Annotated in this window: 38 protein-coding genes; all 38 read left to right on the top strand. The window is 58.6% G+C overall.

Going from position 1 to position 24,741, the window contains the following annotated elements; all coding sequences use genetic code 11:
* Positions 1–124 precede the first annotated feature (124 nt).
* Entirely contained in the window at positions 125–499 is a 375-nt protein-coding gene (gene rpsL, locus ACE1EY_RS13135; RefSeq protein WP_370300411.1) for a 30S ribosomal protein S12, read from the top strand.
* Positions 500–511: 12 nt separating this feature from the next.
* Positions 512–973: a 30S ribosomal protein S7 gene (gene rpsG / locus ACE1EY_RS13130; protein ID WP_370300378.1), complete on the top strand. Its 462-nt coding sequence runs from the start codon at positions 512–514 to the stop codon at positions 971–973.
* Between the two features lie 24 nt (positions 974–997).
* A complete protein-coding gene (gene fusA, locus ACE1EY_RS13125) occupies positions 998–3,094 on the top strand; it encodes an elongation factor G (RefSeq protein ID WP_370300377.1) in 2,097 nt (698 codons plus the stop codon).
* 37 nt (positions 3,095–3,131) lie between these two features.
* The gene (gene tuf / locus ACE1EY_RS13120) at positions 3,132–4,322 is read left to right on the top strand and encodes an elongation factor Tu (protein WP_370300376.1); all 1,191 of its coding nucleotides are present in this window, start codon (positions 3,132–3,134) and stop codon (positions 4,320–4,322) included.
* A gap of 84 nt (positions 4,323–4,406) precedes the next feature.
* Entirely contained in the window at positions 4,407–4,721 is a 315-nt protein-coding gene (gene rpsJ / locus ACE1EY_RS13115; RefSeq protein WP_109720875.1) for a 30S ribosomal protein S10, read from the top strand.
* Between the two features lie 305 nt (positions 4,722–5,026).
* Positions 5,027–5,665, top strand: a complete 639-nt coding sequence (gene rplC, locus ACE1EY_RS13110) for a 50S ribosomal protein L3 (protein ID WP_370300375.1) — start codon at positions 5,027–5,029, stop codon at positions 5,663–5,665.
* Between the two features lie 2 nt (positions 5,666–5,667).
* A complete protein-coding gene (gene rplD, locus ACE1EY_RS13105; protein WP_370300374.1) occupies positions 5,668–6,270 on the top strand; it encodes a 50S ribosomal protein L4 in 603 nt (200 codons plus the stop codon).
* The gene (rplW, locus tag ACE1EY_RS13100; protein WP_370300373.1) at positions 6,267–6,563 is read left to right on the top strand and encodes a 50S ribosomal protein L23; all 297 of its coding nucleotides are present in this window, start codon (positions 6,267–6,269) and stop codon (positions 6,561–6,563) included. Before rplD ends, rplW begins: the two co-directional genes overlap by 4 nt.
* Positions 6,564–6,576: 13 nt before the next feature.
* On the top strand, positions 6,577–7,404 hold the full coding sequence (gene rplB / locus ACE1EY_RS13095) for a 50S ribosomal protein L2 (RefSeq protein ID WP_370300371.1): 828 nt from the start codon (positions 6,577–6,579) through the stop codon (positions 7,402–7,404).
* Positions 7,405–7,415: 11 nt separating this feature from the next.
* A complete protein-coding gene (rpsS, locus tag ACE1EY_RS13090) occupies positions 7,416–7,688 on the top strand; it encodes a 30S ribosomal protein S19 (RefSeq protein WP_109720879.1) in 273 nt (90 codons plus the stop codon).
* Between the two features lie 2 nt (positions 7,689–7,690).
* Entirely contained in the window at positions 7,691–8,023 is a 333-nt protein-coding gene (gene rplV, locus ACE1EY_RS13085) for a 50S ribosomal protein L22 (protein ID WP_291513278.1), read from the top strand.
* 2 nt (positions 8,024–8,025) lie between these two features.
* Entirely contained in the window at positions 8,026–8,691 is a 666-nt protein-coding gene (gene rpsC, locus ACE1EY_RS13080) for a 30S ribosomal protein S3 (protein ID WP_370300370.1), read from the top strand.
* Between the two features lie 15 nt (positions 8,692–8,706).
* Complete coding sequence (gene rplP, locus ACE1EY_RS13075) at positions 8,707–9,120, top strand: 50S ribosomal protein L16 (RefSeq protein ID WP_109720882.1); 414 nt, start codon at positions 8,707–8,709, stop codon at positions 9,118–9,120.
* Positions 9,121–9,122: 2 nt separating this feature from the next.
* Positions 9,123–9,338, top strand: coding sequence for a 50S ribosomal protein L29 (rpmC, locus tag ACE1EY_RS13070; RefSeq protein ID WP_291513277.1), 216 nt, complete (start codon positions 9,123–9,125; stop codon positions 9,336–9,338).
* A gap of 2 nt (positions 9,339–9,340) precedes the next feature.
* On the top strand, positions 9,341–9,610 hold the full coding sequence (rpsQ, locus tag ACE1EY_RS13065; RefSeq protein ID WP_291513276.1) for a 30S ribosomal protein S17: 270 nt from the start codon (positions 9,341–9,343) through the stop codon (positions 9,608–9,610).
* A gap of 13 nt (positions 9,611–9,623) precedes the next feature.
* Positions 9,624–9,989 carry a 50S ribosomal protein L14 gene (gene rplN, locus ACE1EY_RS13060; RefSeq protein ID WP_291513275.1) on the top strand — a complete coding sequence of 122 codons (366 nt, stop codon included), beginning with the start codon at positions 9,624–9,626 and terminating at the stop codon, positions 9,987–9,989.
* Complete coding sequence (rplX, locus tag ACE1EY_RS13055) at positions 9,989–10,315, top strand: 50S ribosomal protein L24 (protein WP_370300369.1); 327 nt, start codon at positions 9,989–9,991, stop codon at positions 10,313–10,315. Before rplN ends, rplX begins: the two co-directional genes overlap by 1 nt.
* A gap of 11 nt (positions 10,316–10,326) precedes the next feature.
* The gene (gene rplE, locus ACE1EY_RS13050) at positions 10,327–10,863 is read left to right on the top strand and encodes a 50S ribosomal protein L5 (protein ID WP_291513273.1); all 537 of its coding nucleotides are present in this window, start codon (positions 10,327–10,329) and stop codon (positions 10,861–10,863) included.
* A 16-nt stretch (positions 10,864–10,879) separates the two neighbouring features.
* Positions 10,880–11,185, top strand: coding sequence for a 30S ribosomal protein S14 (gene rpsN, locus ACE1EY_RS13045; protein ID WP_291513272.1), 306 nt, complete (start codon positions 10,880–10,882; stop codon positions 11,183–11,185).
* Positions 11,186–11,204: 19 nt separating this feature from the next.
* A complete protein-coding gene (gene rpsH / locus ACE1EY_RS13040) occupies positions 11,205–11,600 on the top strand; it encodes a 30S ribosomal protein S8 (RefSeq protein ID WP_291513280.1) in 396 nt (131 codons plus the stop codon).
* Between the two features lies 1 nt (position 11,601).
* On the top strand, positions 11,602–12,132 hold the full coding sequence (gene rplF, locus ACE1EY_RS13035) for a 50S ribosomal protein L6 (protein ID WP_291513271.1): 531 nt from the start codon (positions 11,602–11,604) through the stop codon (positions 12,130–12,132).
* 3 nt (positions 12,133–12,135) lie between these two features.
* Positions 12,136–12,492, top strand: a complete 357-nt coding sequence (gene rplR, locus ACE1EY_RS13030) for a 50S ribosomal protein L18 (RefSeq protein WP_291513270.1) — start codon at positions 12,136–12,138, stop codon at positions 12,490–12,492.
* A 9-nt stretch (positions 12,493–12,501) separates the two neighbouring features.
* A complete protein-coding gene (rpsE, locus tag ACE1EY_RS13025; RefSeq protein WP_291513269.1) occupies positions 12,502–13,008 on the top strand; it encodes a 30S ribosomal protein S5 in 507 nt (168 codons plus the stop codon).
* A gap of 15 nt (positions 13,009–13,023) precedes the next feature.
* A complete protein-coding gene (gene rpmD, locus ACE1EY_RS13020) occupies positions 13,024–13,221 on the top strand; it encodes a 50S ribosomal protein L30 (protein WP_291513268.1) in 198 nt (65 codons plus the stop codon).
* 3 nt (positions 13,222–13,224) lie between these two features.
* Positions 13,225–13,662: a 50S ribosomal protein L15 gene (rplO, locus tag ACE1EY_RS13015; RefSeq protein WP_291513267.1), complete on the top strand. Its 438-nt coding sequence runs from the start codon at positions 13,225–13,227 to the stop codon at positions 13,660–13,662.
* Positions 13,662–15,005: a preprotein translocase subunit SecY gene (secY, locus tag ACE1EY_RS13010; protein WP_291513266.1), complete on the top strand. Its 1,344-nt coding sequence runs from the start codon at positions 13,662–13,664 to the stop codon at positions 15,003–15,005. The genes rplO and secY overlap by 1 nt, the downstream gene beginning before the upstream one ends.
* A gap of 15 nt (positions 15,006–15,020) precedes the next feature.
* Positions 15,021–15,134, top strand: coding sequence for a 50S ribosomal protein L36 (rpmJ, locus tag ACE1EY_RS13005; protein ID WP_109720896.1), 114 nt, complete (start codon positions 15,021–15,023; stop codon positions 15,132–15,134).
* Between the two features lie 106 nt (positions 15,135–15,240).
* Entirely contained in the window at positions 15,241–15,597 is a 357-nt protein-coding gene (gene rpsM / locus ACE1EY_RS13000; RefSeq protein WP_370300368.1) for a 30S ribosomal protein S13, read from the top strand.
* A 9-nt stretch (positions 15,598–15,606) separates the two neighbouring features.
* Positions 15,607–15,996, top strand: a complete 390-nt coding sequence (gene rpsK, locus ACE1EY_RS12995) for a 30S ribosomal protein S11 (protein WP_291513264.1) — start codon at positions 15,607–15,609, stop codon at positions 15,994–15,996.
* A gap of 3 nt (positions 15,997–15,999) precedes the next feature.
* Complete coding sequence (gene rpsD / locus ACE1EY_RS12990; RefSeq protein ID WP_291513263.1) at positions 16,000–16,620, top strand: 30S ribosomal protein S4; 621 nt, start codon at positions 16,000–16,002, stop codon at positions 16,618–16,620.
* Positions 16,621–16,715: 95 nt separating this feature from the next.
* Complete coding sequence (locus ACE1EY_RS12985) at positions 16,716–17,711, top strand: DNA-directed RNA polymerase subunit alpha (RefSeq protein WP_370300367.1); 996 nt, start codon at positions 16,716–16,718, stop codon at positions 17,709–17,711.
* A gap of 28 nt (positions 17,712–17,739) precedes the next feature.
* Positions 17,740–18,123, top strand: a complete 384-nt coding sequence (gene rplQ, locus ACE1EY_RS12980; protein ID WP_291513261.1) for a 50S ribosomal protein L17 — start codon at positions 17,740–17,742, stop codon at positions 18,121–18,123.
* Between the two features lie 75 nt (positions 18,124–18,198).
* Complete coding sequence (locus tag ACE1EY_RS12975) at positions 18,199–19,488, top strand: nucleotide sugar dehydrogenase (RefSeq protein ID WP_370300366.1); 1,290 nt, start codon at positions 18,199–18,201, stop codon at positions 19,486–19,488.
* Positions 19,485–20,372 (top strand): glycosyltransferase family 2 protein, encoded by an 888-nt coding sequence (locus tag ACE1EY_RS12970; protein WP_370300365.1) that lies wholly within the window; start codon positions 19,485–19,487, stop codon positions 20,370–20,372. Before ACE1EY_RS12975 ends, ACE1EY_RS12970 begins: the two co-directional genes overlap by 4 nt.
* Before the next feature lie 85 nt (positions 20,373–20,457).
* Positions 20,458–21,573: a glycosyltransferase family 4 protein gene (locus tag ACE1EY_RS12965; protein ID WP_373928093.1), complete on the top strand. Its 1,116-nt coding sequence runs from the start codon at positions 20,458–20,460 to the stop codon at positions 21,571–21,573.
* On the top strand, positions 21,570–22,289 hold the full coding sequence (locus ACE1EY_RS12960; protein ID WP_370300363.1) for a class I SAM-dependent methyltransferase: 720 nt from the start codon (positions 21,570–21,572) through the stop codon (positions 22,287–22,289). Before ACE1EY_RS12965 ends, ACE1EY_RS12960 begins: the two co-directional genes overlap by 4 nt.
* Before the next feature lie 388 nt (positions 22,290–22,677).
* Positions 22,678–23,571 (top strand): glycosyltransferase family 2 protein, encoded by an 894-nt coding sequence (locus ACE1EY_RS12955; protein ID WP_370300362.1) that lies wholly within the window; start codon positions 22,678–22,680, stop codon positions 23,569–23,571.
* Positions 23,481–24,581, top strand: coding sequence for a glycosyltransferase family 4 protein (locus ACE1EY_RS12950; RefSeq protein ID WP_370300361.1), 1,101 nt, complete (start codon positions 23,481–23,483; stop codon positions 24,579–24,581). Before ACE1EY_RS12955 ends, ACE1EY_RS12950 begins: the two co-directional genes overlap by 91 nt.
* Positions 24,582–24,741: the final 160 nt, after the last annotated feature.

Genomic DNA, 24,741 nt, shown 5'->3' with positions numbered 1-24,741 from the left:
CCTTAAAAGGGTTGCGGATCGTCTTGACACCCCTGGGGTGACTCTGTACGATTCGCGCCCTCTCGAAGACGGGACGGTTTCGCCGTTCCGTCAATTTTTTGGCCTTTTTTCGGATATCCAGACTGTGCCAACGATTAATCAGCTAGTGCGCAAAGGGCGGCAAGCAAAGCCCGTCAAAAACGCGGTCCCGGCTCTGCAGGCCAGTCCGCAGAAGCGTGGGGTATGCACCCGCGTCTACACCACGACCCCGAAGAAGCCGAACTCTGCGCTGCGTAAGGTCGCGCGCGTTCGCCTCACTAACGGGTTTGAGGTCACCAGCTACATCGGTGGCGAGGGGCATAACCTTCAGGAGCACTCGGTCGTACTGATCCGTGGTGGTCGTGTGAAGGATTTGCCGGGTGTTCGTTATCACACCGTGCGCGGCGCGCTGGACACCAGTGGTGTCGAGGCTCGTCGTCAGGGTCGTTCCAAGTACGGCGCCAAGCGTCCGAAGAGTTAAGGAGTCAGGCGTATGTCACGTCGTCGTACCCCCGAAAAACGGGTCATCCTTCCGGATCCGAAGTTCAAGAGCGAGCTGCTGTCGAAGTTCATCAACATGATCATGATTGATGGCAAGAAATCGACCGCCGAGAGCATTGTTTACGGTGCCCTGGATCAGCTTCCTTCAGGCGAGCCCATGGAGGTTCTCGACGCTGCTCTGGAGAATGTCCGTCCGCTGGTCGAGGTCAAGTCTCGCCGTGTGGGTGGTGCGACCTACCAGGTGCCGGTCGAAGTGCGTGCGATTCGTCGCAACACGCTGGCCATGCGCTGGCTGATCGATGCCGCCCGTCGCCGTAGTGAGAAGGACATGGCTGCGCGTCTGGCGGGTGAGCTGGCTGATGCGTCGGAAAGCCGGGGCGCCGCTGTCAAGAAGCGTGAAGACACGCACCGCATGGCCGAAGCCAACCGCGCGTTCTCTCACTTCCGCTGGTAGTCGGCTGACTGCGAGCGCTCTCTCATGGCTAGAAAGCACCCGATCGATCGTTATCGAAACTTCGGCATCATGGCGCACATTGATGCCGGCAAGACGACAACGACCGAGCGCATCCTGTTCTACACGGGGGTGTCTCACAAGATGGGTGAGGTCCACGATGGCGCGGCCACGATGGACTGGATGGAGCAGGAGCAAGAGCGCGGCATCACGATTACCTCTGCGGCGACGACCTGCTTCTGGCAGGGCATGGAGAAGCAGTACGACGAGCACCGGCTGAATATCATCGACACGCCTGGGCATGTCGACTTCACGATTGAGGTCGAACGCTCGCTGCGTGTGCTGGACAGCGCGGTCTGCGTGTTGGACGCCAATGCCGGTGTCGAGCCGCAAACAGAAACGGTCTGGCGCCAGGCGAACAAGTACCGTGTTCCGCGGTTGGTGTTCGTTAACAAGATGGACAAGATCGGCGCGGATTACGGCCGCTGCATCAAGATGCTCAAGGAGCGCTTGGGTGCGGCGCCGGTGCCCATTCAGTTGCCGATCGGCGCGGAGGATCACTTCGAGGGCGTCGTTGATCTGCTGCGGATGAAGGCGATTTACTGGGAGGCCGATGACCTTGGCATGACCTTCCAGGAGCGCGAGATACCGGACGCGCTTAAAGCCGCCGCGGTCCAGGGGCGCGAGGTGATGGTCGAGGCTGCTGCCGAGGCCAATGAAGGGCTGATGGACAAGTATCTCGAGGCGGGCGACTTGTCGCTGGCCGAGATCAAGGCAGGGCTGCGTGCGAGAGTGATCGCTACCGAGATCGTGCTTACGCTGTGCGGCACGGCCTTCAAGAACAAGGGCGTTCAGGCGCTGCTTGACGCGGTGATTGAATTCATGCCGTCGCCAACCGAGGTGCCTGCCATTCATGGCGTGGACCCGGATGACGAGGCGAAGCTGATCGAACGGCATCCGTCGGATGAGGAGCCGTTCGCGGCGCTGGCCTTCAAGATTGCGACCGATCCTTATGTCGGTACGCTGACATTTGTCCGGGTTTATTCGGGCGTGTTGGCATCTGGGGATACGGTGTACAACCCGATTGAGCGCAAGAAAGAGCGCATCGGTCGCCTGCTGCAAATGCATTCCAATTCTCGGGAAGAGATCAAGGAAGTGCGCGCGGGCGATATCTGCGCGATTGTTGGGCTGAAGAATGTAACGACCGGGACCACGCTTTGCAGCATGGATCAGCCGGTGATCCTGGAGCGAATGGACTTTCCGGACCCGGTGATTTCAATCGCCGTAGAGCCGAAGACCAAGGTCGATCAGGAGAAGATGGGTGTTGCGCTGAGCAAGTTGGCTCAGGAAGATCCGTCGTTTCGTGTGCATACGGACGAAGAGTCCGGGCAGACGATTATTTCCGGCATGGGCGAGCTGCATCTGGAAATCATCGTCGATCGCATGCGTCGTGAGTTCAATGTGGAATCGAATGTGGGTCGGCCGCAGGTTGCGTATCGCGAAACGATCCGCAAGACGGTCGAGCAGGAAGGAAAGTTTGTGCGCCAGTCAGGCGGCCGGGGTCAATACGGTCACGTGCTGGTGCGGCTGGAGCCTCGGGAGCCGGGTGCCGGTTTCGAATTTGTGAACGAGATCGTCGGCGGTGTGGTCCCACGGGAATACATCCCGGCGGTCGGCAAAGGGATCGAGGAGTCGCTGCAAAATGGCGTCGTGCTCGGGTACCCGGTGGTCGATGTGAAGGCCACGTTGTTCGATGGTTCGTATCACGAGGTTGACTCCAGCGAAACGGCGTTTAAGATTGCCGCCTCCATGGCCTTCCGTGACGGTGTAGCCAAGGCCGATCCGGTCTTGCTGGAACCGATCATGGCGGTCAGCGTGGTGACGCCGGAAGAGTATATGGGTGACGTGATGGGTGATTTGAATCGCCGTCGCGGGCTCGTGCAAGGGATGGAAGAAACGCCATCCGGAAAAACCGTATCGGCAGAAGTGCCGTTATCCGAAATGTTCGGATACGCGACCGATCTGCGCTCCATGAGCCAGGGTCGGGCGACATACACCATGCAGTTTAAGAAGTACTCAGAAGCACCTTCGAATGTGACCGAAGGTCTGAAGAAGGCTTCGTAATCTCTACTATCAGATTCGAGAAAGAAGGGACCGACTCATGTCGAAGGAAAAGTTCGAGCGTAACAAGCCGCACGTGAACGTCGGCACCATCGGTCACGTTGACCATGGCAAGACCACGTTGACGGCCGCACTGACCATTTGCCAGGCCAAGAAGTTTGGCGGTGAGCAGCGTGCCTACGATCAGATTGATAACGCGCCGGAAGAGAAGGCTCGCGGTATCACGATCGCCACGGCTCACGTGGAATATGAGTCGGAAGCGCGCCATTACGCTCACGTTGACTGCCCCGGTCACGCTGACTACGTCAAGAACATGATCACCGGTGCTGCGCAGATGGACGGCGCGATCCTGGTCGTGTCCGCTGCTGATGGCCCGATGCCGCAGACGCGTGAGCACATCCTCCTGGCGCGCCAGGTTGGCGTGCCTTACATCGTCGTGTTCCTGAACAAGGCCGATATGGTCGACGATCCGGAGCTGCTCGAGCTGGTCGAAATGGAAGTTCGTGAGCTGCTGGACGCCTACGAATTCCCTGGCGACGACACCCCGATCATCACCGGCTCCGCGCTGAAGGCAGTCGAAGGTGATGAGTCCGAAATCGGCTCCCAGGCCATCGACAAGCTGATCACTGCGCTGGACGAGTACATTCCAGAGCCAGAGCGCGCGATTGATGGCACCTTCCTGATGCCGGTGGAGAACGTGTTCTCGATCTCAGGTCGCGGCACCGTGGCCACTGGTCGCATCGAGCGCGGCATTGTGAAGGTCGGTGAAGAAATCGAAATCGTCGGCATCAAGGACACCGTAAAGACGACGGTGACCGGTGTGGAAATGTTCCGCAAGCTGCTGGACGAAGGTCGCGCTGGCGACAACGTTGGAGTGCTGCTGCGCGGAACCAAGCGCGAGGACATCGAGCGCGGCCAGGTTCTGGCCAAGCCGGGTTCGATTACGCCGCATACCGCGTTTGAAGCCGAGGTCTACATCCTGAAGAAAGAAGAGGGCGGTCGTCACACGCCTTTCTTCCAGGGCTACCGTCCGCAGTTCTACTTCCGTACGACGGATGTCACCGGTGCGTGCACCCTGGCTGAAGGCACGGAAATGGTCATGCCGGGCGACAACGTGAACCTGAACGTCGAGTTGATTGCACCGATCGCCATGGAAGATGGTCTGCGCTTCGCGATTCGTGAAGGTGGCCGTACCGTGGGTGCGGGCGTCGTCGTCAAGATCCTCAAGTAATTATCCGGTTAGGTGTGAGGGCGAGGCGGCAGAGGTCCTGCCTCTGCCCCTCACCCCTCGCCCCTAACCCCTGACGGCATACCCATGGCACAGAATCAGAACATCCGAATTCGGCTTAAGGCTTTCGATCATCGCCTGATTGACAAGTCCGCTCGTGAGATCGTGGAAACCGCCAAGCGCACTGGCGCGATGGTTCGTGGTCCGATCCCCTTGCCGACTCGCAAAGAAAAATTTACAATACTCATCTCGCCGCACGTTAACAAAGACGCGCGGGATCAGTATGAGGTTCGCACCCACAAGCGCTTGATGGAAATCGTCGATCCTACGGAGAAGACGGTTGATGCGCTGATGAAGCTCGATCTTGCAGCGGGTGTGGATGTACAAATCAAGCTGAACTAATCTGCGGGCCGGAATGGCCGTGGAGGTACAGCACGTCCGGGCGATCCGGATGAGGGCGCGGCAAGCGCCCGTTTCAAGCGCCGCGGCGCTTGATTCGGCTTGCAGAAGAAGCACCAGGCACGTCGCGTAGCGAAACGGTCCGGGGTCCGAAGCAAGTTGAGCTTGAAGTTAAGCTGCTTAGGTGGCGCACTTCACGAAACAGATCATTGAACGTTTGTCCGTCGTGTGCGGGCAGGCGTTTGTGTCGCTAATTGTTTGTTGGGCGTGCGGTTGTCGAAATCGCGCGCACTGCTGAGGAAACGGCAATGTCTTTCGGACTGGTCGGAAAAAAACGAGGCATGACGCGCTTGTTCACCGAAGCCGGTGTTTCCGTGCCCGTCACTGTGATCGAGGTCGAGCCGAATCGGATCACCCAGATCAAGAGTGACGAGACGGATGGTTACACCGCTGTGCAGGTGACCATTGGTGAGCGTCGCGCAACCCGCGTGACGAAGGCCATGGCGGGTCATTTCAAGAAGGCGGGCACCGAAGCGGGTCGCGGTGTGTGGGAATTCCGTGCGAGCGCGGAGCAGCTCGACGGGTTGCAGGCCGGTGCCGAGGTCAAGGTTGACCAGTTCGAGGCCGGCCAGACTGTGGACGTGACGGGTATCTCCATCGGTAAGGGGTTTGCCGGCACGATCAAGCGCCACAACTTCCACCATCAGCGGATGTCGCACGGTAACTCGCTGTCACATCGTGCGCCGGGTTCGATTGGTCAGAACCAGACGCCGGGTCGCGTGTTCAAGGGCAAGAAGATGGCTGGGCAGATGGGTAACAAGCGCGTCACCGTGCAAAACCTCGAAGTGGTTCGAGTTGATGCCGAACGCAACCTGCTGCTGGTTAAGGGTGGGATCCCCGGTGCGGCCGGCGCGGATGTCTTGGTTCGTCTGGCGGTGAAGGGTTAGTCATGGATCTTCAAGTTCACAACGGTTCTAGCGTCAGCGTGTCGGATGCCGTGTTCGGCGCTGACTTCAACGAGTCGCTGGTGCATCAAGTCGTGGTTGCGTATCTGGCCGGTGGCCGTGCGGGCACGAAGGCGCAGAAGGGTCGTTCGGATGTTCGCGGCGGTGGCCGTAAGCCGTGGCGTCAGAAGGGCACCGGGCGGGCGCGCGCGGGTACGATTCGCAGCCCCATCTTCACCGGTGGCGGGAAGGTTTTCGCAGCGACACCGCGCGATTTCTCCCAGAAGGTCAATCGCAAGATGTATCGCGGTGGTCTGCGCTCGATCCTCTCCGAGCTGCAGCGCCAGGAGCGTCTGGTTGTCGTCGACGAGTTCAAGTTGGAGTCGGCCAAGACGAAAGCTCTGATCGCTAAGTTGGCAGAGTTGGGCGCGCCGCGTGCATTGGTCGTGCTGCCAGACGTTGACGAGGGTGTTTATCTCGCGTCACGGAATATTCCTTACGTTGACGTAATCGATACGGCAGCGTTGAACCCTGCAGCACTCGTGGGTGCCGAGAAGGTGATCATGAGTGTCGCTGCGGTCGAGCGCGTCCAGGAGTGGCTGGCATGAACCAGGAACGTCTGATGAATATTCTCCGCGCGCCGATCGTGTCGGAGAAAAGCACCAACGTCGCTGAGCAGCACAACCAGGCTGTTTTTGAAGTGGCGACGGACGCGACCAAGATTGAAATCAAGAAGGCTGTTGAACTGCTGTTCAAAGTCGAGGTGAATTCCGTGCGCACGGTTGTCGTCAAGGGCAAGCGCAAGCGTTTTGGCCGGGTAGAAGGCCGTCGGAAAGACACCAAGAAGGCTTACGTCCAGCTGGGCGAAGGTCAAGAAATCGATTTCGTCGGCCTGAGCTAATCGGAGCGGACCCATGGCATTGAAGAAAGCAAAGCCAACGTCAGCCGGTCGACGTTTTGTCGTCCAGGTGCATAACGCCGACCTGCACAAGGGTCAGCCGCATGCCGCGTTGGTGGAAAAGAAAACCAAGTCGGGTGGGCGTAATAACGCAGGCCGGATCACCACGCGTCATCGCGGTGGTGGTCACAAGCAGCGTTACCGCATTATCGACTTTAAGCGGAACAAGGATGGCGTGCCGGGTCGCGTAGAGCGCCTGGAGTACGATCCGAACCGCTCTGCGCATATCGCATTGATTCTGTTCGCCGATGGCGAGCGTCGCTACATGATCGCGCCCAAGGGCCTGAGCGTGGGCGACAAGGTGCAGTCGGGCTTTGATGCGCCGATCAAGCCGGGCAATGCATTGCCGCTGCGCAACATCCCGGTCGGTACGCAGGTGCATTGCATCGAAATGCGTCCTGGCAAGGGTGCGCAGATTGCGCGTAGCGCCGGTGGCACTGCGCAGCTGGTGGCTCGCGAAGGTGAGTACGCCACGCTGCGGCTGCGCTCCGGCGAAATGCGCAAGGTGCATTCGGCTTGCCGCGCCACGATTGGCGAGGTTGGTAACTCCGAGCACAGCCTTCGCTCATTGGGCAAGGCGGGTGCGACACGCTGGAAGGGCATCCGCCCGACCGTGCGTGGTGTTGCCATGAACCCGGTTGATCACCCGCATGGTGGTGGTGAAGGTCGAACCTCTGGTGGCCGTCATCCCGTGACGCCCTGGGGTGTGAAGACCAAGGGTAAGAAGACTCGGAAGAACAAGCGGACGGACGCCATGATTGTGCGCCGTCGTAACAAGCGCTAGGAGGTTAGGCCGTGCCGCGCTCATTAAAGAAGGGCCCGTTTGTTGACGGGCATCTGGCCAAGAAAGTGGCCGCGACGCAAGACGCCCGCGTCAAGCGTCCGATCAAGACCTGGTCGCGCCGTTCCATGGTTACGCCAGACATGGTCGGACTGACCATTGCTGTCCATAACGGCCGCCAGCATGTGCCGGTGTTCGTGACGGACAACATGGTGGGTCACAAGTTGGGCGAGTTTTCGCCGACTCGGACCTTTAAGGGGCATCTTGCGGACAGAAAGGCGAAGTAACGATGCACACGCAAGCCACACTCCGCTATGCACGCCTGTCACCGCAGAAGGCCGCGCTGGTCGCCGACCAGATTCGTGGGCTTCCGGTGGAACGCGCGCTGAACCTGCTGGCCTATAGCCCGAAGAAAGCGGCTCACATCATCCGCAAGGTCTTGGAGTCCGCGATCGCGAACGCCGAGAACAATGACGGCGCCGATGTTGACGAGCTGAAGGTTTCGGCCATCTGGGTTAACCAGGCGCCGGTTTTCAAGCGCGTGAAGCCGCGTGCACGCGGTCGTGCTGATCGTATTACCAAGCGCAACAGCCACATCACCGTTCAGGTGGGGGACGAGTAAGCATGGGTCAGAAAGTACATCCCGTTGGTTTCCGCCTCGGTATCACGAGTGAGTGGAAGTCGCGCTGGTATGCCGAGCGCAAGGCTTATGCCGACACGCTGGCGACGGATCTGGAAGTCCGCAAGTTTCTGAAGAAGAAGCTGTCGCATGCTTCCGTGAGCCGCATCCAGATCGACCGTCCCGCGCGGACTGCGCGCATCACCATCCACACGGCGCGGCCGGGGATCGTGATCGGCAAGAAGGGTGAAGACATCGAGCGTTTGCGCTCCGAATGCGCCAAGCGCATGGGCGTGCCGGTTCACGTGAACGTCGAGGAAATCCGCAAGCCGGAACTCGACGCCACGCTGGTCGCCGAATCGGTCGCGCAGCAGCTCGAGCGCCGCATCATGTTCCGCCGCGCGATGAAACGCGCAGTCGGTAACGCGATGCGCCTAGGTGCTGGCGGTATCCGGATTCAGGTCGGTGGTCGCCTTAACGGTGCCGAGATTGCTCGCACCGAGTGGTATCGCGAAGGCCGCGTGCCTCTGCACACCCTGCGTGCCGACGTGGACTACGGCACGGCCGAAGCCCACACGACCTATGGCGTGATCGGCATCAAGGTTTGGGTGTTCAAGGGCGAAGTGTTCAACAAGCCGGACGAATCGACCAACGAGTCGGCGGCTGCGTAATCAGGAACCCACGTCATGATGCAACCGAAACGGACGAAGTTCCGCAAACAACATAAGGGTCGCAACCGCGGGTTGGCGATCAACGGCAACAAGGTGAGCTTCGGCGAGTACGGCCTAAAGGCTGTGGGTCGTGGTCGCATTACCGCGCGGCAGATTGAGGCCGCGCGTCGTGCGATGACCCGTCACGTAAAACGTGGCGGCAAGATCTGGATCCGGATTTTCCCGGACGTGCCGGTCACAAAGAAGCCCATCGAAGTACGCATGGGTAAAGGTAAGGGCAACGTCGAGTATTGGGTCGCCAAGATCCAGCCCGGCAAGATGCTCTACGAAATGGAAGGTGTGCCGGAAGACATCGCGCGAGAGGCGTTCCGCCTGGCCGCAGCGAAGCTTCCTGTGCAGACGCAGTTTGTATCTCGGACGGTGCTCTGATCATGAAGGCTTCAGAATTTAATAAGTCTTTGGCTGCCAAGAGCGAAGCCGAGTTGAAGGACGAGTTGCTGTCGCTTGCGCGAGAGCATTTCAACCTGCGCATGCAGCTCGCGACCGGCCAGCTGACCCAGATGCACCGCATTCGTGATGTGAAGCGGAACATTGCGCGTGTCAAAACCGCAATCAGTACCCGCTCCACCGTTGAACAGGCTGGCTAGTCATGACTGAAGCGACAGAAAATAAGGTTCAGCACGCCGTCGTAGGGCGCGTGGTGTCCGATAAGAGCGACAAGACCATCACGGTGCTCGTTGAGCGACGTGAAAAGCACCCGCTGTACGGCAAGTACATCCGCCGCAGCACCAAGGTGCATGCGCATGATGCAGAGAACTCGGCCAAGGCCGGCGATCTGGTCCGCGTGGTGTCCTGTCGTCCGATCTCCAAACAGAAGACATGGCGACTGGTTGAAGTCGTCGAGTCGGCTGTCGTCTAACGAGGCGAAAGCGATGATTCAGACAGAAAGCATGCTGAATGCCGCTGATAACAGCGGCGCCCGTCGCGTGATGTGCGTGAAGGTGCTCGGCGGTTCGCACCGTCGCTACGCCCATATCGGCGACATCATCAAAGTGACGGTGAAGGACGCGATTCCGCGCGGCAAGGTCAAGAAAGGCGAGGTTCATACGGCCGTGGTCGTTCGCACCCGCCGTGGTGTTCGCCGGCCTGACGGCTCGGTGATTCGTTTCGACACCAATGCCGCGGTGCTACTGAACCAGAAGCTGGAGCCGATCGGCACCCGCATCTTCGGCCCAGTGACGCGTGAACTGCGTGAGAAGTACATGCGGATCATTTCTCTCGCACCGGAGGTGCTGTGATGCGGCGCTTGAAATCAGGTGACGAGGTGATCGTCATTGCAGGTAAGGACAAAGGCCGTCGTGGTGCGGTTTCGCGTGTCGTGTCCGAGGAGCGTGTGCTCGTCGAAGGCATCAACATCGCGAAAAAGCACGTTAAGCCGAACCCGAACGCGGGCGTGGCTGGCGGCATTGTTGAACAGGAAATGCCAATCCACGTGTCCAACGTGATGCTCTACAACTCGGAAACGGGCAAGGGTGATCGTGTGGGCTACCGCTGGGTCGGCGAGGGTGATGCGCGCCAGAAGGAGCGCTACTTTAAGTCAACCGACAAGGCCGTTGAGGTCTAACGGATAGGGCGATGTCTACACTGGCAACACGTTACAATGAGGCCTTACGCCCAGAGCTGATGAAGAAGCTCGACTGCGGCGTGATGGAAGCACCGCGTCTGGTCAAGATCACCCTGAACATGGGGCTTGGCGAGGCTGTGGCCGACAAGAAGATTCTGGAGAACGCGGTCGAAGACATGGCGAAAATCGCCGGTCAGAAGCCGATCGTGACCTATGCGCGCAAATCCGTCGCCGGCTTCAAGATTCGCGAAGGCTGGCCGATTGGCGCCAAGGTCACGCTGCGTCGGGCGCACATGTATGAGTTTCTCGAACGACTCGTGCACGTTGCGCTTCCACGCATCCGGGATTTTCGCGGTCTGAATCCGAAGTCGTTCGACGGCCGCGGAAACTACACCATGGGTGTGAACGAACAGATCATCTTCCCGGAAATCGACTACGACAAGGTCGATGCGCTGCGGGGGATGGATATCACGATTACGACAACGGCTCGGAACAACGAAGAAGGTCGGGCATTGCTCGATGCGTTCGAGTTCCCATTCCGCAATTAAGGACGGTTAGGACCTTATGGCGAAGAAGAGCATGATCGCGCGCGAAGTCAAGCGCGCCAAGCTGGTGGAGAAGTACGCTGAAAAGCGCTCCGCGTTGAAGGCGAAGATTACGGATCCTGAGACCAGCTTCGAAGAGCGGTATGCAGCGGTGCAAGCCCTGCAGGCTTTGCCGCGCGATGCGAGCCCTGTTCGCAAGCGCAACCGCTGCAACGTGACGGGACGGCCGCGTGGTTATTACCGCAAGTTCGGTCTTGCTCGTAACAAGCTGCGCGAAGCAGCAATGAATGGCGAAGTCCCCGGACTCGTCAAGTCCAGTTGGTAAATGGGATATCGGTGTTGCTATGAGCATGACTGATCCGATCTCCGACATGCTGACCCGCATCCGCAACGGCCAAGCCGCGCGGAAGAAAGAGGTTCGTATGCCGGCGTCGAAAGTGAAAAAAGCGATTGCCGAGGTGCTGAAGGAGGAGGGCTTTATTGCCGACTTCAACGCCACGGATGTCAATGGAAAGCCGACCCTGGTGGTCGCGCTCAAGTACTTCGAGGGCAGAGGTGTCATCGAGCACTTGCAGCGTGTCAGCAAGCCCTCGCTACGGATTTACCGTGGCAAGGACAACTTGCCGGAAGTGCTGGGCGGTTTGGGTATTGCCATTGTGTCGACCTCTGCGGGTGTGATCTCCGATCGCCGCGCACGTGAGATCGGCCAGGGTGGCGAAGTGCTTTGCACGGTGGCCTGATATGAGTCGCGTAGCCAAGAATCCAATCACCTTGCCTGCTGGCGTCGAGGTCAAACTCGCCGACGGTCGTGTTGTGGTGAAGGGCAAGAACGGGCAGCTGGACATGGATGTGCCGACCGGCATCGATCTGGCGGTCGAAGACGGCCTGGTTCGGGTGTCCGACGAGTCCATCGCCCGCAATACCGCGCTGTCAGGCACGATGCGAGCGCTTGTCAACAACATGGTTGTTGGCGTGAGCACCGGTTTCGAGCGTCGCCTGCAGCTGGTCGGCGTGGGTTACCGCGCCCAGGCGCAGGGCAACAAGCTCAACCTCGCACTCGGTTTTTCGCACCCCATCGATTACCCGGTGCCGGAAGGCATCACGGTCGAGACCCCGTCTCAGACCGAAATCGTCATCAAGGGTGCGAACAAGCAGGTTGTTGGGCAAGTGGCCGCTGAAATCCGGGCGTTTCGTCCGCCGGAGCCTTACAAGGGCAAAGGTGTGCGTTACTCGGATGAGCGGGTCCTTCGGAAAGAAGCGAAGAAGAAGTAAGCCATGGCCGACAAGAGCAAACGTATCCGTCGTGCGCGCAAGGTGCGCGCCAAGATCCGCGAACTGCGGGTGCCGCGTCTGTGCGTGCACCGGACGCCGCGGCACATTTACGCCCAGGTCATCGATGCAAACGGCGGCAAAACGCTGGCGTCTGCTTCCACCATCGACAAGTCGCTACGCGGCGAGGTCGAGGGACATGCGGGCAACGTCGACGCAGCCGCGTTGGTCGGCAAGACGCTGGCAGAGCGCGCTAAGGCAGCTGGTGTTGAAACCGTCGCCTTCGATCGTTCTGGTTTCCGTTACCACGGCCGGGTGAAAGCGCTCGCCGACGCCGCTCGCGAGGGCGGCCTCAAGTTTTAGGGCACTGAGATGGCAAGAAACGACAATAACAATGGGCAGGGTGACCTGCTCGAGAAGCTGGTCACGGTTAATCGTGTCGCCAAAGTGGTCAAGGGTGGTCGCCAGTTCGGCTTCACCGCGTTGACCGTGGTTGGCGATGGCGATGGTCGCGTAGGCTTCGGCTACGGCAAGGCCCGTGAAGTGCCTCTGGCGATCCAGAAAGCGATGGAACAGGCGCGCAAGAACATGGTCACTGTACCGTTGACCTCTGGCACCCTGCAGCACCCGATTCAGGGTCGTCATGGCGCGACGCGTGTGATCATGCGTCCGGCCTCTGACGGTACCGGTGTGATTGCCGGCGGTGCGATGCGCGCCGTGTTCGAAGTGGCGGGTGTGCAGAACGTGTTGGCCAAGAGCTACGGCTCGCGTAACCCGGTGAACCTGGTGCGCGCAACCGTGAACGCCCTGACCAACATGAACGACCCCGAATACATTGCCGCCAAGCGCGGTAAGACCGTCGAAGAGATTCGCGCGTAAGCGGAGCAGCATCTGATGAGCAGCGAAAAGACTATCCGCGTGACCCTTGTGAAGAGCCTGATCGGTCGTCTCAAGACGCACCAGGCGTGCGCACGGGGCCTGGGAATCCGCCGCATGCACCAGACAGTCGACGTCGTTACGACGCCGGAAAACATGGGCATGGTTCGCAAGATCGACTACCTGCTTCGTGTTGAAGAAGCGGTCGAGGACTAAGACATGCAACTGAACGGACTGAAGCCTGCGAAGGGCTCGAAAAAACTGCGTAACCGCGTGGGCCGAGGTCATTCGTCCGGCAACGGCAAGACCTGTGGTCGCGGCGTAAAGGGTCAGAAGTCCCGGAGCGGCGGTATGCCGAAGCCAGGGTTCGAAGGCGGTCAGATGCCTTTGCAGCGCCGGTTGCCGAAGCGTGGTTTCCGGTCACGTACCAGCCCGCTGGTGGCTGAGCTGCGGCTGGATACGCTGGACAAAACCGGTTTGGAGACCGTGGATCTCGCGGCGCTCAAGGGCGCTGGCCTGCTCAACGGTAACGTCTTGGATTGCAAGATCATCGGCTCGGGCGAGATCACGCGTGCGGTCAAGGTGGTTGGGCTGCGGGTGACCGCGGGCGCGACCAAGGCGATTGAAGCAGCTGGCGGCAGCGTCGGAACCGCATAATGGCTCGACAGGGTGCCAATCCAGCCGCTCGCGGCATGATGCCGGACGTCTCCAAGCTTGGAGAGGTGCGCAGCCGCCTGCTGTTTTTGCTCGGCGCGCTGGTCGTATACCGCATCGGATCCTTCATTCCGGTGCCGGGGATCGACCCGCAACAGCTAGCTGCGCTCTTTGAAGCGCAGCGCGGCACCATCCTGGACATGTTCAACATGTTCTCGGGTGGGGCGCTGGAGCGGCTCAGCATCTTCGCGTTGGGCATCATGCCGTACATCTCCGCGAGCATCATCATGCAGCTGATGGCAGCTGTTTATGAGCCGCTCAAGGAGCTGAAGAAGGAAGGCGAGGCCGGACGGCGCAAGATCACGCAGTACACACGGTACGGGACGTTGCTGCTGGCGACCTTCCAGTCTGTCGGTGCGGCGGTCGCATTGCAGAACAGCGGTGTCGCGATCAGTCCGGGCATGCCGTTCATCTTCACAGCGGCCGTTTCGCTGGTGACCGGCACCATCTTTTTGATGTGGCTCGGCGAGCAAGTGACAGAACGTGGCATTGGCAACGGGATCTCGATGATCATCTTTGCCAGCATTGTCGCGGGGTTGCCTACCGCCTTAGGTGCCACGGCGCAGCTCGTGAGCGAAGGGTCGATGGCGTCCTGGCAGGTTGTGCTGCTGTTCGTCGTCGCCGTAGGTGTTACGTGGTTTGTGGTGTTTGTGGAGCGCGCGCAGCGCCGTATCCCGGTTCACCATGCGCGCCGCCAGCAAGGTCGGAAGATGTTCGCGGCGCAGACGCAGCATTTGCCGCTCAAGCTGAATATGAGCGGGGTGATTCCACCGATTTTTGCGTCGTCGATCATTCTGTTTCCGGCGTCGATCGTGCGGTTCTTCGGCGAGAGCGGGCCGGGCTTCTTGCAGTCCATCGCGAACGCGCTGTCGCCGGGTCAGCCGCTGTATGTATTGCTGTACGCGTTGATGATCGTGTTTTTCTGCTTCTTCTACACCGCGCTCGTGTTCGATTCGCGTGAGACGGCAGACAACTTGAAGAAGTCGGGTGCGTTCATCCCTGGTGTGCGGCCTGGCGCGCAGACCGCTCGCTATATCGACAACGTACTGACAAAGCTCACGGTAGCCGGGGCGGCGTACATCACGCTGGTCTGTCTGCTGCCGGAGTTTCTGATTCTTGAGTGGAACGTACCGTTTTATTTTGGTGGTACGAGCCTGCTCATCATTGTGGTCGTGGTCATGGATTTCATGGCCCAGCTACAGGCGCATCTGATGTCCCACCAGTACGAGGGACTGATGAAGAAGGCGAATTTGCGGGCACCGGGTGGTGCCGGCGTGACACGGTAACAAGAGGATCGACGCATGAAAGTTCGAGCGTCTGTGAAGAAGATCTGCCGCAACTGCAAGATCATCCGTCGGCACGGTACCGTGCGCGTGATTTGCACCGACCCGCGGCACAAACAGCGCCAGGGTTAAGCGGTAGTAGGCACGGTCAAAACGACGTGTCTTGAAAACACAGCTATTTTCAGGTAAATTCGCGCGCCTTTTTCGGGCCGCGCAGGCAGTTCACAGGAGTTAGAGCATGGCGCGTATTGCAGGCGTCAACGTACCAGCCAATAAGCATGCAGTGATTGCACTGCAGTCGATTTATGGCATCGGCCAGACCCGCGCTAAGGCAATCTGTGAAGAGGCCGGCGTTGCACCGAGTATGAAGGTGAAGGAACTGGCCGAACCGGAAGTCGAAGGGCTGCGTACGGCTGTTGCGAAATACATCGTTGAAGGTGATCTCCGGCGTGAGATCAGCATGAACATCAAGCGACTGATGGATCTGGGTTGCTACCGCGGCATTCGTCATCGTCGTGGTCTCCCGGTTCGTGGTCAGCGCACTCGTACCAACGCACGGACCCGTAAGGGCCCGCGTCGTCCGATTCGTAAGTAGGTTTAATTCATGGCCAAGGCTCAGGTGCGTCCGCGTAAGCGGGTCAAGAAGAATATTGCGGACGGCATCGCGCACGTCCACGCAACGTTCAACAACACCATCATCACGATCACCGATCGTCAGGGCAATGCGTTGTCGTGGGCGACAGCGGGTGGCAGCGGCTTCAAGGGCTCTCGCAAGTCCACGCCGTTTGCTGCGCAGATTGCCGCTGAAAAGGCCGGCACTGCCGCTGCCGAGCATGGCGTGAAGAATCTTGAAGTTCGCGTCAAGGGCCCTGGCCCGGGTCGCGAGTCCGCGGTGCGCGCGTTGAACAACGCGGGATTCCGTATTACGAACATTGCTGACGTGACGCCGATCCCGCACAACGGCTGCCGTCCTCCGAAAAAACGTCGGGTTTAAGTCATGGCGAAGTACACAGGACCCAAGTGCAAGCAGTCCCGTCGTTCGGGCACCGATCTGTTCCTCAAGGGACGTGGTCGCTCGATCGAAACGAAATGCCGCATCGACACGCCGCCGGGTATGCACGGCAGCCGTCGGCAGCGCCTTTCGGACTATGCGCTTCAGTTGCATGAAAAGCAGAAGCTCAAGCACATGTACGGTGTGCTGGAGCGTCAGTTCCGCAACTACTACAAGAAAGCTGCGCAGCAGAAAGGCTCCACCGGTCTGCTGTTGCTCCAGATGCTGGAATGCCGACTGGACAACGTCGTCTACCGCATGGGGTTCGGCTCCACGCGTGCCGAGGCTCGTCAGCTCGTCAACCACAAGTCCATCGTGGTTAACGGCCAGGTCGTGAATATCCCGTCGTACCAGGTTGGCCCTGGTGACATCGTCGAGATTCGCGAAAAGTCGCGGACACAGACGCGGATTCAGGCTGCGGTGGAAGTCGCGTCCCAGCTGGGCTTCCCTGAGTGGATGGAAGTCGACGAGAAAAAGCTGACCGGCACGTTCAAGACGCGTCCCGATCGCGATCAGATTCTCCCGGACATCAACGAGAATCTCGTCGTCGAGCTTTACTCCAAGTAAGACATCTTGGTCTCAGTGCCGGTCTCCGGCGCTGAGGTCCTACGAGTCGGGCCTTGTGCCCGACTTTGCAATTTGGTTTGTGAGGTACGTTACCTATGACCGGTCCCTCAAAAGACTTGCTGAAGCCTCGTCGCGTTGACGTCGATCAGGTTTCCGATACGCGCGCACGGGTTTCCATCGAGCCGCTGGAACGTGGCTATGGCCATACGCTCGGTAATGCGCTGCGACGCATTCTGCTGTCCTCGATTCCTGGCGCGGCGATTGTCGAAGCCGAAATCGAAGGCGTGCTGCACGAGTACACCACCATCGAAGGTGTACAGGAAGATGTCCTGGATATCCTCCTGAACCTCAAAGGCGTGGCGGTTCGTCTAAACGCTCGTGAAACGGCCGAGCTGCGTCTGTCCAAGGACGGCGACGGTGTCGTGACTGCGGGTGACATCACCGTGGATCACGACGTCGAAATCGTGAACCCGGATCATGTGATCGCGCACCTCACCGGCGGCAAGCTGTCGATGGTGCTGAAGATTGCATCCGGTCGTGGTTACCAGCCGGCTGCCAGCGTGGCCAAGGTGAGCGAAGAAGAAGGCTCCGGCGTGGGTCGCCTGCGCCTGGACGCATCGTTCTCGCCGGTTCGTCGCGTGAGCTACGCAGTGGAACGCGCCCGTGTCGAGCAGCGCACCGATCTGGACAAGTTGATTCTCGACATCGACACCAACGGCAGCGTCGAAGCCGGTGATGCCGTGCAGACTGCCGCGCAGATCCTGCGTGATCAGGTTGCCGTGTTTGTTGACCTGGACGCCGAAGCCGCCGCAACGGTTGAAGAGCCCACTGAGGTTATCAACCCGATGCTGCTCAAGCCGATTGACGAGCTGGATCTCACGGTCCGTTCGGCCAACTGCCTCAAGGCGGAGAACGTCTACTTCATCGGTGACCTGGTGCAGCGCACCGAGACCGAATTGATGAAGACACCGAACCTCGGCAAGAAATCACTGAACGAGATCAAGGAAGTGCTGGAAAGCCACGGCCTCGGACTCGGTATGGAACTGGACAGCTGGACGCCTCCGAAAGTCGGCGCCGGCGAATCGGCCTAAATCAGGCCGGGACTGGAGATAGAGAGCCATGCGGCATCGTAACGCTGGAACCAACTTTGGACGCGAGCAGGGTCATCGCAAGTCGATGATGCAGAACCTGGCCAACTCGCTGTTCGAGCACGAAATGATTCGCACCACCTTGCCCAAGGCGAAGGAGCTGCGTCGCTTCGCCGAGCCGTTCATCACGCGTGCGAAGGCCGACTCCGTGCATAACCGCCGGATCACCTTTGACCGTCTGCGCGACAAGAAAACCGTTGGCAAGCTGTTCACCGACCTGGGTCCTCGCTACAAAGAGCGTCCTGGTGGTTACATCCGGATCCTCAAGTGCGGTTTCCGGCCGGGTGACAATGCGCCGATGGCGTATGTGGAGTTGGTCGATCGTCCCGCCGCTTCGCAGTCGGAAGACGCGTAAGCCACGCAGGACAATGTCATAATTACATCGGGCGCTTCGGCGCCCGATGTCGTTTCTGGCTACTTGGGAGGGTATGTGGAGACCGTTGCCGTCATTGGCTTGGGATATGTAGGGCTGCCACTCGCCCTTGCATTCGGTCAGCATCTGCGGACGATCGGGCTCGATAGCGATTCGGCGCGTATAAACGTTCTGCGCGGCGGCAGCGATCCCACTCGCGAATCGCCGCCCGAGGCTTTCGCGGCCGCAGAGCGCTTAGAGTTTACCGCCGACGCCAGCTTGTTGAGCGAGGCCGACGTGGTGATCATCGCCGTGCCGACGCCGATTAACGAGGCGAAGCAGCCTGATCTGCGACCCCTGGAGGCGGCGGGTCGCGCGGTCGGGGAACACCTTAAGCGGGGGGGCATCGTTGTCCTTGAGTCCACCGTCTATCCTGGCCTGACAGATGAATGGCTGGCTCCTTTGATCGAGCGCTGCTCGGGGTATACGCGGGGGAAGGATTTCCGGATGGCCTACTCGCCGGAGCGGATCAACCCCGGGGATCGCGAGCATTCGCTTCGGAACACCGTCAAAGTGGTGGCTGCTGAAGACGAGACGACTTTGGCTCAGGTGGCGTCACTGTATGAGCGTGTTGTCGAAGCCGGCGTGTACCGGGCCAAGAGCATCCCGGTGGCGGAGGCGGCGAAGGTTATCGAGAATACCCAGCGCGACCTCAACATTGCGCTGATGAACGAGCTGGCGATCATCTTCAACCGCCTGGGCATTGATACGCTGGACGTGCTCGAGACTGCGGGGACCAAGTGGAACTTTCTTCCGTTTAGGCCAGGGCTGGTCGGTGGACACTGTATCGGCGTAGACCCGTACTATTTAACCTACAGGGCCGAAGCTATCGGTTACCACCCGGAGGTTATCCTCGCGGGGCGCCGGATTAACGATAACTTTGGTCGCTACGTGGCTTCACGTACGATCAAGGCGATGATACACGCTGGTTGCTCGATAGCAGGTGCTCGGGTGGCTGTGCTTGGTGTTACGTTCAAGGAGGATTGCCCAGACACGCGCAATTCCAGAGTCTTTGATCTGATTGATGAGTTGGTGGACTTCGGCACGGACGTCATCGTGGTTGATCCAGTGGCCGACTTATCTGAGGTTAGTGGTAGTAGCGCTAACGTTGTCGTTAGCGCATCGGTGGACGAACTAACCAATATCTCCGCCGTCGTGTTCGCTGTTGGCCACCGTTCCTTTCGCCGCCTGACGCTCGCGGCAATTGCCGGGTGGTGCAACAGTCCAGACGCTCCGGTTATTGACGTGAAGGGATTACTAGACCGTGACGCCTGCTTGGCGGCCGGCGTAAGGGTCGATCGCGTATGACTATCGAAGAGACACCCTCTGGAAGAAATATCAGCGTCATTTTGCCGGCAAAGAATGAGGCAGCGTCTCTGCCGAGCGTCTTGGCTAATCTCAAGGATGTAATACCGGACGCCGAGATTATCGTCGTCGATGATGGATCGAAAGATGAGACTAAACAGATCTGTCAGGCTGCGGGCGTGCGATGCCTCAGTGCCCCCTATTCGATGGGTAACGGTGCTGCAATCAAGCGCGGTGCGCGTGCGGCTAGTGGCGAGGTCCTAATCTTTATGGACGCCGATGGCCAGCATGATCCGAGTGATATTCCCCGACTGCTTACTCGGCTGGGAGATGGTTACGATCTTGTTGTTGGATCGCGGGATCGATCTGGTCAAGCCAGTGTCTCTCGCGGTGCTGCGAACGGACTCTACAATCTTCTGGCAAGCTGGATGACAGGCCATCGAGTGGCTGACCTGACCTCGGGCTTTCGGGTGGTACGGGCCGCGCGTTTTCGCGAATTCCTACATATGTTGCCGAACGGGTTTTCCTATCCGACCACCAGTACCATGGCCTTTTTTCGCAGTGCGTATGCGGTGGCGTATGAGCCGATTCACGTCCGTGCTCGTCAAGAGGGTTCGATCAGCCACATCCGCCCTCTGCGGGACGGCACCCGATTTCTGTTGATTATCTTTCGCATCGCAACATTGTACTCTCCGCTCAAACTGTTCCTTCCGGCCAGTCTGCTGTTTTTTGGACTCGGGATCGCCAACTACATCTACACCTTCCTGGCGGCAGGGCGTTTCACGAACATGAGCGTGTTACTGATGAGTGCCTCCGTGATCGTTTTCCTTATCGGCCTGATCTCCGAGCAGATCACATCGCTAGTATATGCTCGCTCGCGTGAGTAGGAATTCTCAGTCTGCCCAGCACTCTCGCGACGGGGACGGGACATTTCGACCACGTATTCTCATTATCACGCGCAACTTTCCCCCCATGCTCGGTGGTATGGAGCGGTTGAATTGGCATATGGCAGACGAACTGGCCAAGGCAGCGGATGTGCGTGCAATCGCGCCGAAAGGGTCAGCAGCGCAGGCACCATCATCCGTGCAGGTCGACGAAATTCCGATCTCGCCTCTGTGGAGCTTCCTGCTCCTGAGCGCAATCCGTGCTATTCGAGTCGCCAAACACTGGAAGCCAGACGTTGTGCTTGCGGGCAGCGGACTCACGGCACCGGCCGCGTGGGTTTCGGGACGCCTGACTCATGCCCGGGCCTGTGCCTACGTTCACGGTCTGGATTTGGCGGTCGAACATGTCCTGTATCGGCGACTTTGGAGGCCTGTGCTGCGAAGATTGGATCACATAGTCGCCAATAGTTCGGCTACTCTCGCACTCGGTCGGGCCATCGGAATTGCACCCGAGCGCATGACGCGCGTGTGTCCCGGAGTGACGATGCCGCCGCCAACTGTTACCCCCGATGAGCTGACGGCATTTCGCCAACAGCACAGGTTGCCCGCATCCCATGTATTGATTGCCGTAGGGCGTCTGACAGCCAGAAAGGGCCTAGCTGAATTCGTCGAATACGGTTTGCCATCGGTCATTGAAGCGATTCCGGATGTTGTCTTCCTCATCGTGGGCGAAGCTCCGACCCAGGCACTGCGGGCGGCGGTCCAGACTCCGGATGACATACGCGCTGCTGCACGGCGAGCGGGTGTGGAGACGGCGCTGCGCTTCGCTGGGCCGATTCATGATCGGCAACAGCTTTCGGTTGCCTATGGTGTCGCCGATGTGCACGTATTTCCGGTTCGCGAGGTTGCCGGTGATCCGGAAGGGTTCGGCATGGTTACATTGGAGGCAGCGGCTCATGGTCTGCCGACTGCAGCATTTCAGACGGGTGGTATAAGAGACGCGGTGGCAAATCGACAATCCGGGCAGCTGTTGCGCCCAGGCGACTATCTTGGCTTGTCGCGGGCTATCGTTGAGATGATTGGGGATACTAGGGCGTGGACCACGAGTAGTGTGTCCGTGGCTGAGCAGGCTACATGGACGATATTCGGGAGAATGTTGCTAGAGGTGATGGAGTACCCGTCCACTTGGCGCTTTGCCAAATGATCCATCGCAATTCTCACGCCGCACTGGATCTCGATACGCGGGTCCTAAAGGCGAAGAAAATCGAGGCGTTGCTTGGTTTGCCCGAACAGTCGTCGCGGCTTCGTTTGCTTGAGATCGGTACGGGTTCGGGTGTCATCGCCCACTACTTTGCGACTAATGCCTCTCTCAAATTCGACGTTTCTGCCGTTGATGTTTGTGATCATCGGATTGTTCGTGATGGTTTTGAATTTCTTCAGGTGCAGAGTACGCAACTTCCGTATTGTGATGCTTCGTTTGATGTAGTGATTTCCAATCATGTGATCGAGCACGTCGGTGACCTAAGCTCTCAGTCTCACCATCTACAGGAAATCAGGCGAGTGCTTCGGCCGGACGGAGTTGGATATCTTGCCGTACCCAATCGCTGGATGCTCGTCGAACCGCACTACCAGCTTGCGTTACTTAGTTGGTTGCCGCGCAGTTTGCGGACTCCCTATTTGCGTTTGGCCGGGAAAGGGCAGGTTTATGATTGCGAGCCCTTGCAGTCCGGTCAGCTTGAACGAATGCTGCAGTCTTCGGGCCTCGAATTCCAACACATGGGCTTTGAGGCAGCGAAAGCATTGCAGGAGATCGAGGGGCAGGCTGCGCGGCTCATCAGGGCGCTGGAAGGCATTCCACTCTGGACGCGGGCGGCTATCAAGCCTCTGCTACCGACGTTGGTCTATCTCGTTCGTCGATAGTCAAACTCCAGTGCGAACCACTCGGGGGTTCCTGTCTCTCCCAGAGTAGGCTTGGCATTGTAGCCTATAGAAAGTAAATAGAGTCATTACAGAAAGAATTAGAGAAGGCAAGTCAACCCACCGAGTGCTCGGGATTCGGGGGGGGTCATTTGCGCGCAACTATGAATCCGAAATAGATATGGAGTGCAAGTGTATTCGCGTCTATTGTCTTGTGAGCCAAGCGAGCATAGTAGGTAGAAAATAAAGAGTGAAGCGGATTTCTACGTAACGTCTGTGTGCTTGTTTTGTCCGGGTGGAGTTATGCGGATATTACGTAGTTGCCACGCGGCCTGGCTGATTGCAGTCCGGAACGAGGGAGTAGCTGGCCCACGTGAGAAAAGGTTGAGATGTGCCTGAGCATTCGGACCATTTGGCTGTCAGCGTAATTATTCCGGTATTCAATGACCTCGTTGGCTTGAAACGATGCCTCAAATCATTGCTACGGCAAAGCTATGCGCCCGAAGCGTTCGAGGTGGTTGTTGTAGACAATGGTTCGTCATTACCTATCGGCCTTGATCCATCAACATATCCGTTCCTGCTTCAAGTCATCGTATGTCACACGCCCGGGTCATACGCGGCTCGCAATGCAGGGGTTGGTATCGCGCGAGGGCGCGTATTGGCGTTCACTGATGCAGACTGTGCCCCCGCGTCGAATTGGCTGGCCGAAGGCATGCGAGCGCTGTCGCTACACGATGGTGGTGTTGTCGTCGGAGGGAACGTCGTGATCCGAGAGCCAGAACACCGTACGCCAACTGGCTTATATCAATACCTCACTGGTTTCTATCAGAAAGAAAACATCGTCTCTAGCGGTTTTGCAGTTACTGCAAATTTGCTTTGTTCCAAGGCGCTATTCATGCGCATTGGGCAATTCGATGAGCGCTTGTTTTCGGGTGGAGATAGAGAATGGGGCGCACGCGCGCAGCAATTCGGCGCGCAATTGATTTACGCTGAAGCGTCTATGGTAGAGACATGGCCCCGCACAAAGCTTGGGGCTGCTATTCGTCAGACACGGAGAACGGCGGCGGGGCGGTGGATGATTAGAGATCTGGGCTTGGTAAGGGATCCAGCCAGTGCGCTCGCCCCTCATCGTTCGCCAGTTGTTGCCGCTATATGGATTCTTAAGCATCCGAGGCTCAGCGCATTGGAAAAAGTTTGCGTTTTGATAGTAGCTATCGTGCTGAAAATAACGGCGTGGATCGAGTTTGCGCGGTGCCGATTCGGTATGTCGCCAGAACGGCGTTAAAGCTATGTGGGGTCGTAAAAGTGAATATTGATGCGCCAGTAGTTGCAGGCAGCGGTGTATTAGTCCTTCATCGTCAATTGCAAGCAAAGCTTGACAACTATCGGGTTCGCGCATTGTCCCCCATGATGGGATTGTATCCTCGGCTCTGTCAGGTTGTCGCTCGTGAACCTGCGGAGCTAGCACATTCCCTTCCTGAGTTGGGGCCATGGGTGGTACATCCGGACGCACAGCTTGTTGCGACGTTTCACAATTATTACTTGGATGACGTTTACTGCCGGCAGGTGGGCATTCTACGTCGTCACTATTATCAAAGAGTGCTGGCGTCAGCAGTGGAGGCGGCACTGCGTCGTGCGACGGTATTAACAGCGGTGAGCCGAGCTACAGCCGACTTGGTACTCACTCACCATGATGTGGCGACAAAGCTGCTTGTGATTCGCAATGGCGTCGACACTCGGCGTTTCCGCCCCTTGGATCAGGAGCGTCTGGATGGGCCGGTCAGGGTGCTGTTCTCCGGCAATCCGTCTCCTAGAAAGGGGCTGTCTGATTTGTTACATCTGGTCGACGCGTTACCTGAGAACGTAGTGCTTCAGTACACAAGTGGCACCCGCAGTTCGGCGGTTTCAACTATTCCCCAATCTGCGCGTGTCAAGGCGCTGGCCCGGCGGCCCCATTCTGAAATGCCAGCGCTTTACCATGAAGCGGATGTGTTCTTCCTCCCAAGTCGTAGAGAAGGTTTGAGTTTAGCGCTGCTTGAGGCAGTTGCTAGCGGACTGCCTGTATTGACAACTAACGCCTCCTCAATGCCTGAAGTAATAGATCATGGAAAGGGCGGCTTCCTTTTTGAGCCTGGGGATGCCATAAACATGTATCGCTATTTAAAGAAGTTAGTATCGGATCCCCATTTGCGGGCGGAGATGGGGGCGTATAATCGGGCCAAGTGTCTTTCTGAATTTTCCGAGGAGCGTATGCTGGGTGAGTATCGGCAATTATTTGGAAGTATCTTCGTCTAGCTTTGTTCGTCAGGAAAAAGGGCTCCATAACGTTTTGTGTGGAATCACTCCAATTCACCGCCCAGGGACCGGCATCGCATAGGGCGGTGCTGGCAGGTGTGTGAGCTTGCCGGCGATGAGGTGGATGATGGCAAACAGATGCCGGTGGGTTCGGAAGCCC

Source organism: Abyssibacter sp., assembly GCF_964229365.1.
In the GTDB taxonomy this organism is placed as follows: Bacteria; Pseudomonadota; Gammaproteobacteria; order Nevskiales; family OUC007; genus Abyssibacter.
Note: the sequence above shows the minus strand (reverse complement) of the source record. Positions and strands in the feature narration are given on the sequence as shown.

Bases quoted from the DNA above. Each gene is read 5' to 3' on its own strand.
- ACE1EY_RS12965 (WP_373928093.1), top strand. From the start codon at position 20,458: ATGCTCGGTGGTATGGAGCGGTTGAATTGGCATATGGCAGACGAACTG.
- rpmD (WP_291513268.1), top strand. From the start codon at position 13,024: ATGAGCAGCGAAAAGACTATCCGCGTGACCCTTGTGAAGAGCCTGATC.
- rpsN (WP_291513272.1), top strand. From the start codon at position 10,880: ATGGCGAAGAAGAGCATGATCGCGCGCGAAGTCAAGCGCGCCAAGCTG.
- rplP (WP_109720882.1), top strand. From the start codon at position 8,707: ATGATGCAACCGAAACGGACGAAGTTCCGCAAACAACATAAGGGTCGC.
- rplC (WP_370300375.1), top strand. From the start codon at position 5,027: ATGTCTTTCGGACTGGTCGGAAAAAAACGAGGCATGACGCGCTTGTTC.
- ACE1EY_RS12960 (WP_370300363.1), top strand. From the start codon at position 21,570: ATGATCCATCGCAATTCTCACGCCGCACTGGATCTCGATACGCGGGTC.
- rplE (WP_291513273.1), top strand. From the start codon at position 10,327: ATGTCTACACTGGCAACACGTTACAATGAGGCCTTACGCCCAGAGCTG.
- fusA (WP_370300377.1), top strand. From the start codon at position 998: ATGGCTAGAAAGCACCCGATCGATCGTTATCGAAACTTCGGCATCATG.
- rpsQ (WP_291513276.1), top strand. From the start codon at position 9,341: ATGACTGAAGCGACAGAAAATAAGGTTCAGCACGCCGTCGTAGGGCGC.
- rplR (WP_291513270.1), top strand. From the start codon at position 12,136: ATGGCCGACAAGAGCAAACGTATCCGTCGTGCGCGCAAGGTGCGCGCC.
- rplO (WP_291513267.1), top strand. From the start codon at position 13,225: ATGCAACTGAACGGACTGAAGCCTGCGAAGGGCTCGAAAAAACTGCGT.
- rpsJ (WP_109720875.1), top strand. From the start codon at position 4,407: ATGGCACAGAATCAGAACATCCGAATTCGGCTTAAGGCTTTCGATCAT.
- rpmC (WP_291513277.1), top strand. From the start codon at position 9,123: ATGAAGGCTTCAGAATTTAATAAGTCTTTGGCTGCCAAGAGCGAAGCC.
- tuf (WP_370300376.1), top strand. From the start codon at position 3,132: ATGTCGAAGGAAAAGTTCGAGCGTAACAAGCCGCACGTGAACGTCGGC.
- ACE1EY_RS12985 (WP_370300367.1), top strand. From the start codon at position 16,716: ATGACCGGTCCCTCAAAAGACTTGCTGAAGCCTCGTCGCGTTGACGTC.
- rplB (WP_370300371.1), top strand. From the start codon at position 6,577: ATGGCATTGAAGAAAGCAAAGCCAACGTCAGCCGGTCGACGTTTTGTC.
- ACE1EY_RS12970 (WP_370300365.1), top strand. From the start codon at position 19,485: ATGACTATCGAAGAGACACCCTCTGGAAGAAATATCAGCGTCATTTTG.
- rplN (WP_291513275.1), top strand. From the start codon at position 9,624: ATGATTCAGACAGAAAGCATGCTGAATGCCGCTGATAACAGCGGCGCC.
- rplV (WP_291513278.1), top strand. From the start codon at position 7,691: ATGCACACGCAAGCCACACTCCGCTATGCACGCCTGTCACCGCAGAAG.
- rplF (WP_291513271.1), top strand. From the start codon at position 11,602: ATGAGTCGCGTAGCCAAGAATCCAATCACCTTGCCTGCTGGCGTCGAG.
- rpsD (WP_291513263.1), top strand. From the start codon at position 16,000: ATGGCGAAGTACACAGGACCCAAGTGCAAGCAGTCCCGTCGTTCGGGC.
- rpsM (WP_370300368.1), top strand. From the start codon at position 15,241: ATGGCGCGTATTGCAGGCGTCAACGTACCAGCCAATAAGCATGCAGTG.
- rpsH (WP_291513280.1), top strand. From the start codon at position 11,205: ATGAGCATGACTGATCCGATCTCCGACATGCTGACCCGCATCCGCAAC.
- secY (WP_291513266.1), top strand. From the start codon at position 13,662: ATGGCTCGACAGGGTGCCAATCCAGCCGCTCGCGGCATGATGCCGGAC.
- rpsE (WP_291513269.1), top strand. From the start codon at position 12,502: ATGGCAAGAAACGACAATAACAATGGGCAGGGTGACCTGCTCGAGAAG.
- rpsK (WP_291513264.1), top strand. From the start codon at position 15,607: ATGGCCAAGGCTCAGGTGCGTCCGCGTAAGCGGGTCAAGAAGAATATT.
- rplD (WP_370300374.1), top strand. From the start codon at position 5,668: ATGGATCTTCAAGTTCACAACGGTTCTAGCGTCAGCGTGTCGGATGCC.
- rpsG (WP_370300378.1), top strand. From the start codon at position 512: ATGTCACGTCGTCGTACCCCCGAAAAACGGGTCATCCTTCCGGATCCG.
- rpsC (WP_370300370.1), top strand. From the start codon at position 8,026: ATGGGTCAGAAAGTACATCCCGTTGGTTTCCGCCTCGGTATCACGAGT.
- rpmJ (WP_109720896.1), top strand. From the start codon at position 15,021: ATGAAAGTTCGAGCGTCTGTGAAGAAGATCTGCCGCAACTGCAAGATC.
- rplQ (WP_291513261.1), top strand. From the start codon at position 17,740: ATGCGGCATCGTAACGCTGGAACCAACTTTGGACGCGAGCAGGGTCAT.
- rplW (WP_370300373.1), top strand. From the start codon at position 6,267: ATGAACCAGGAACGTCTGATGAATATTCTCCGCGCGCCGATCGTGTCG.
- rplX (WP_370300369.1), top strand. From the start codon at position 9,989: ATGCGGCGCTTGAAATCAGGTGACGAGGTGATCGTCATTGCAGGTAAG.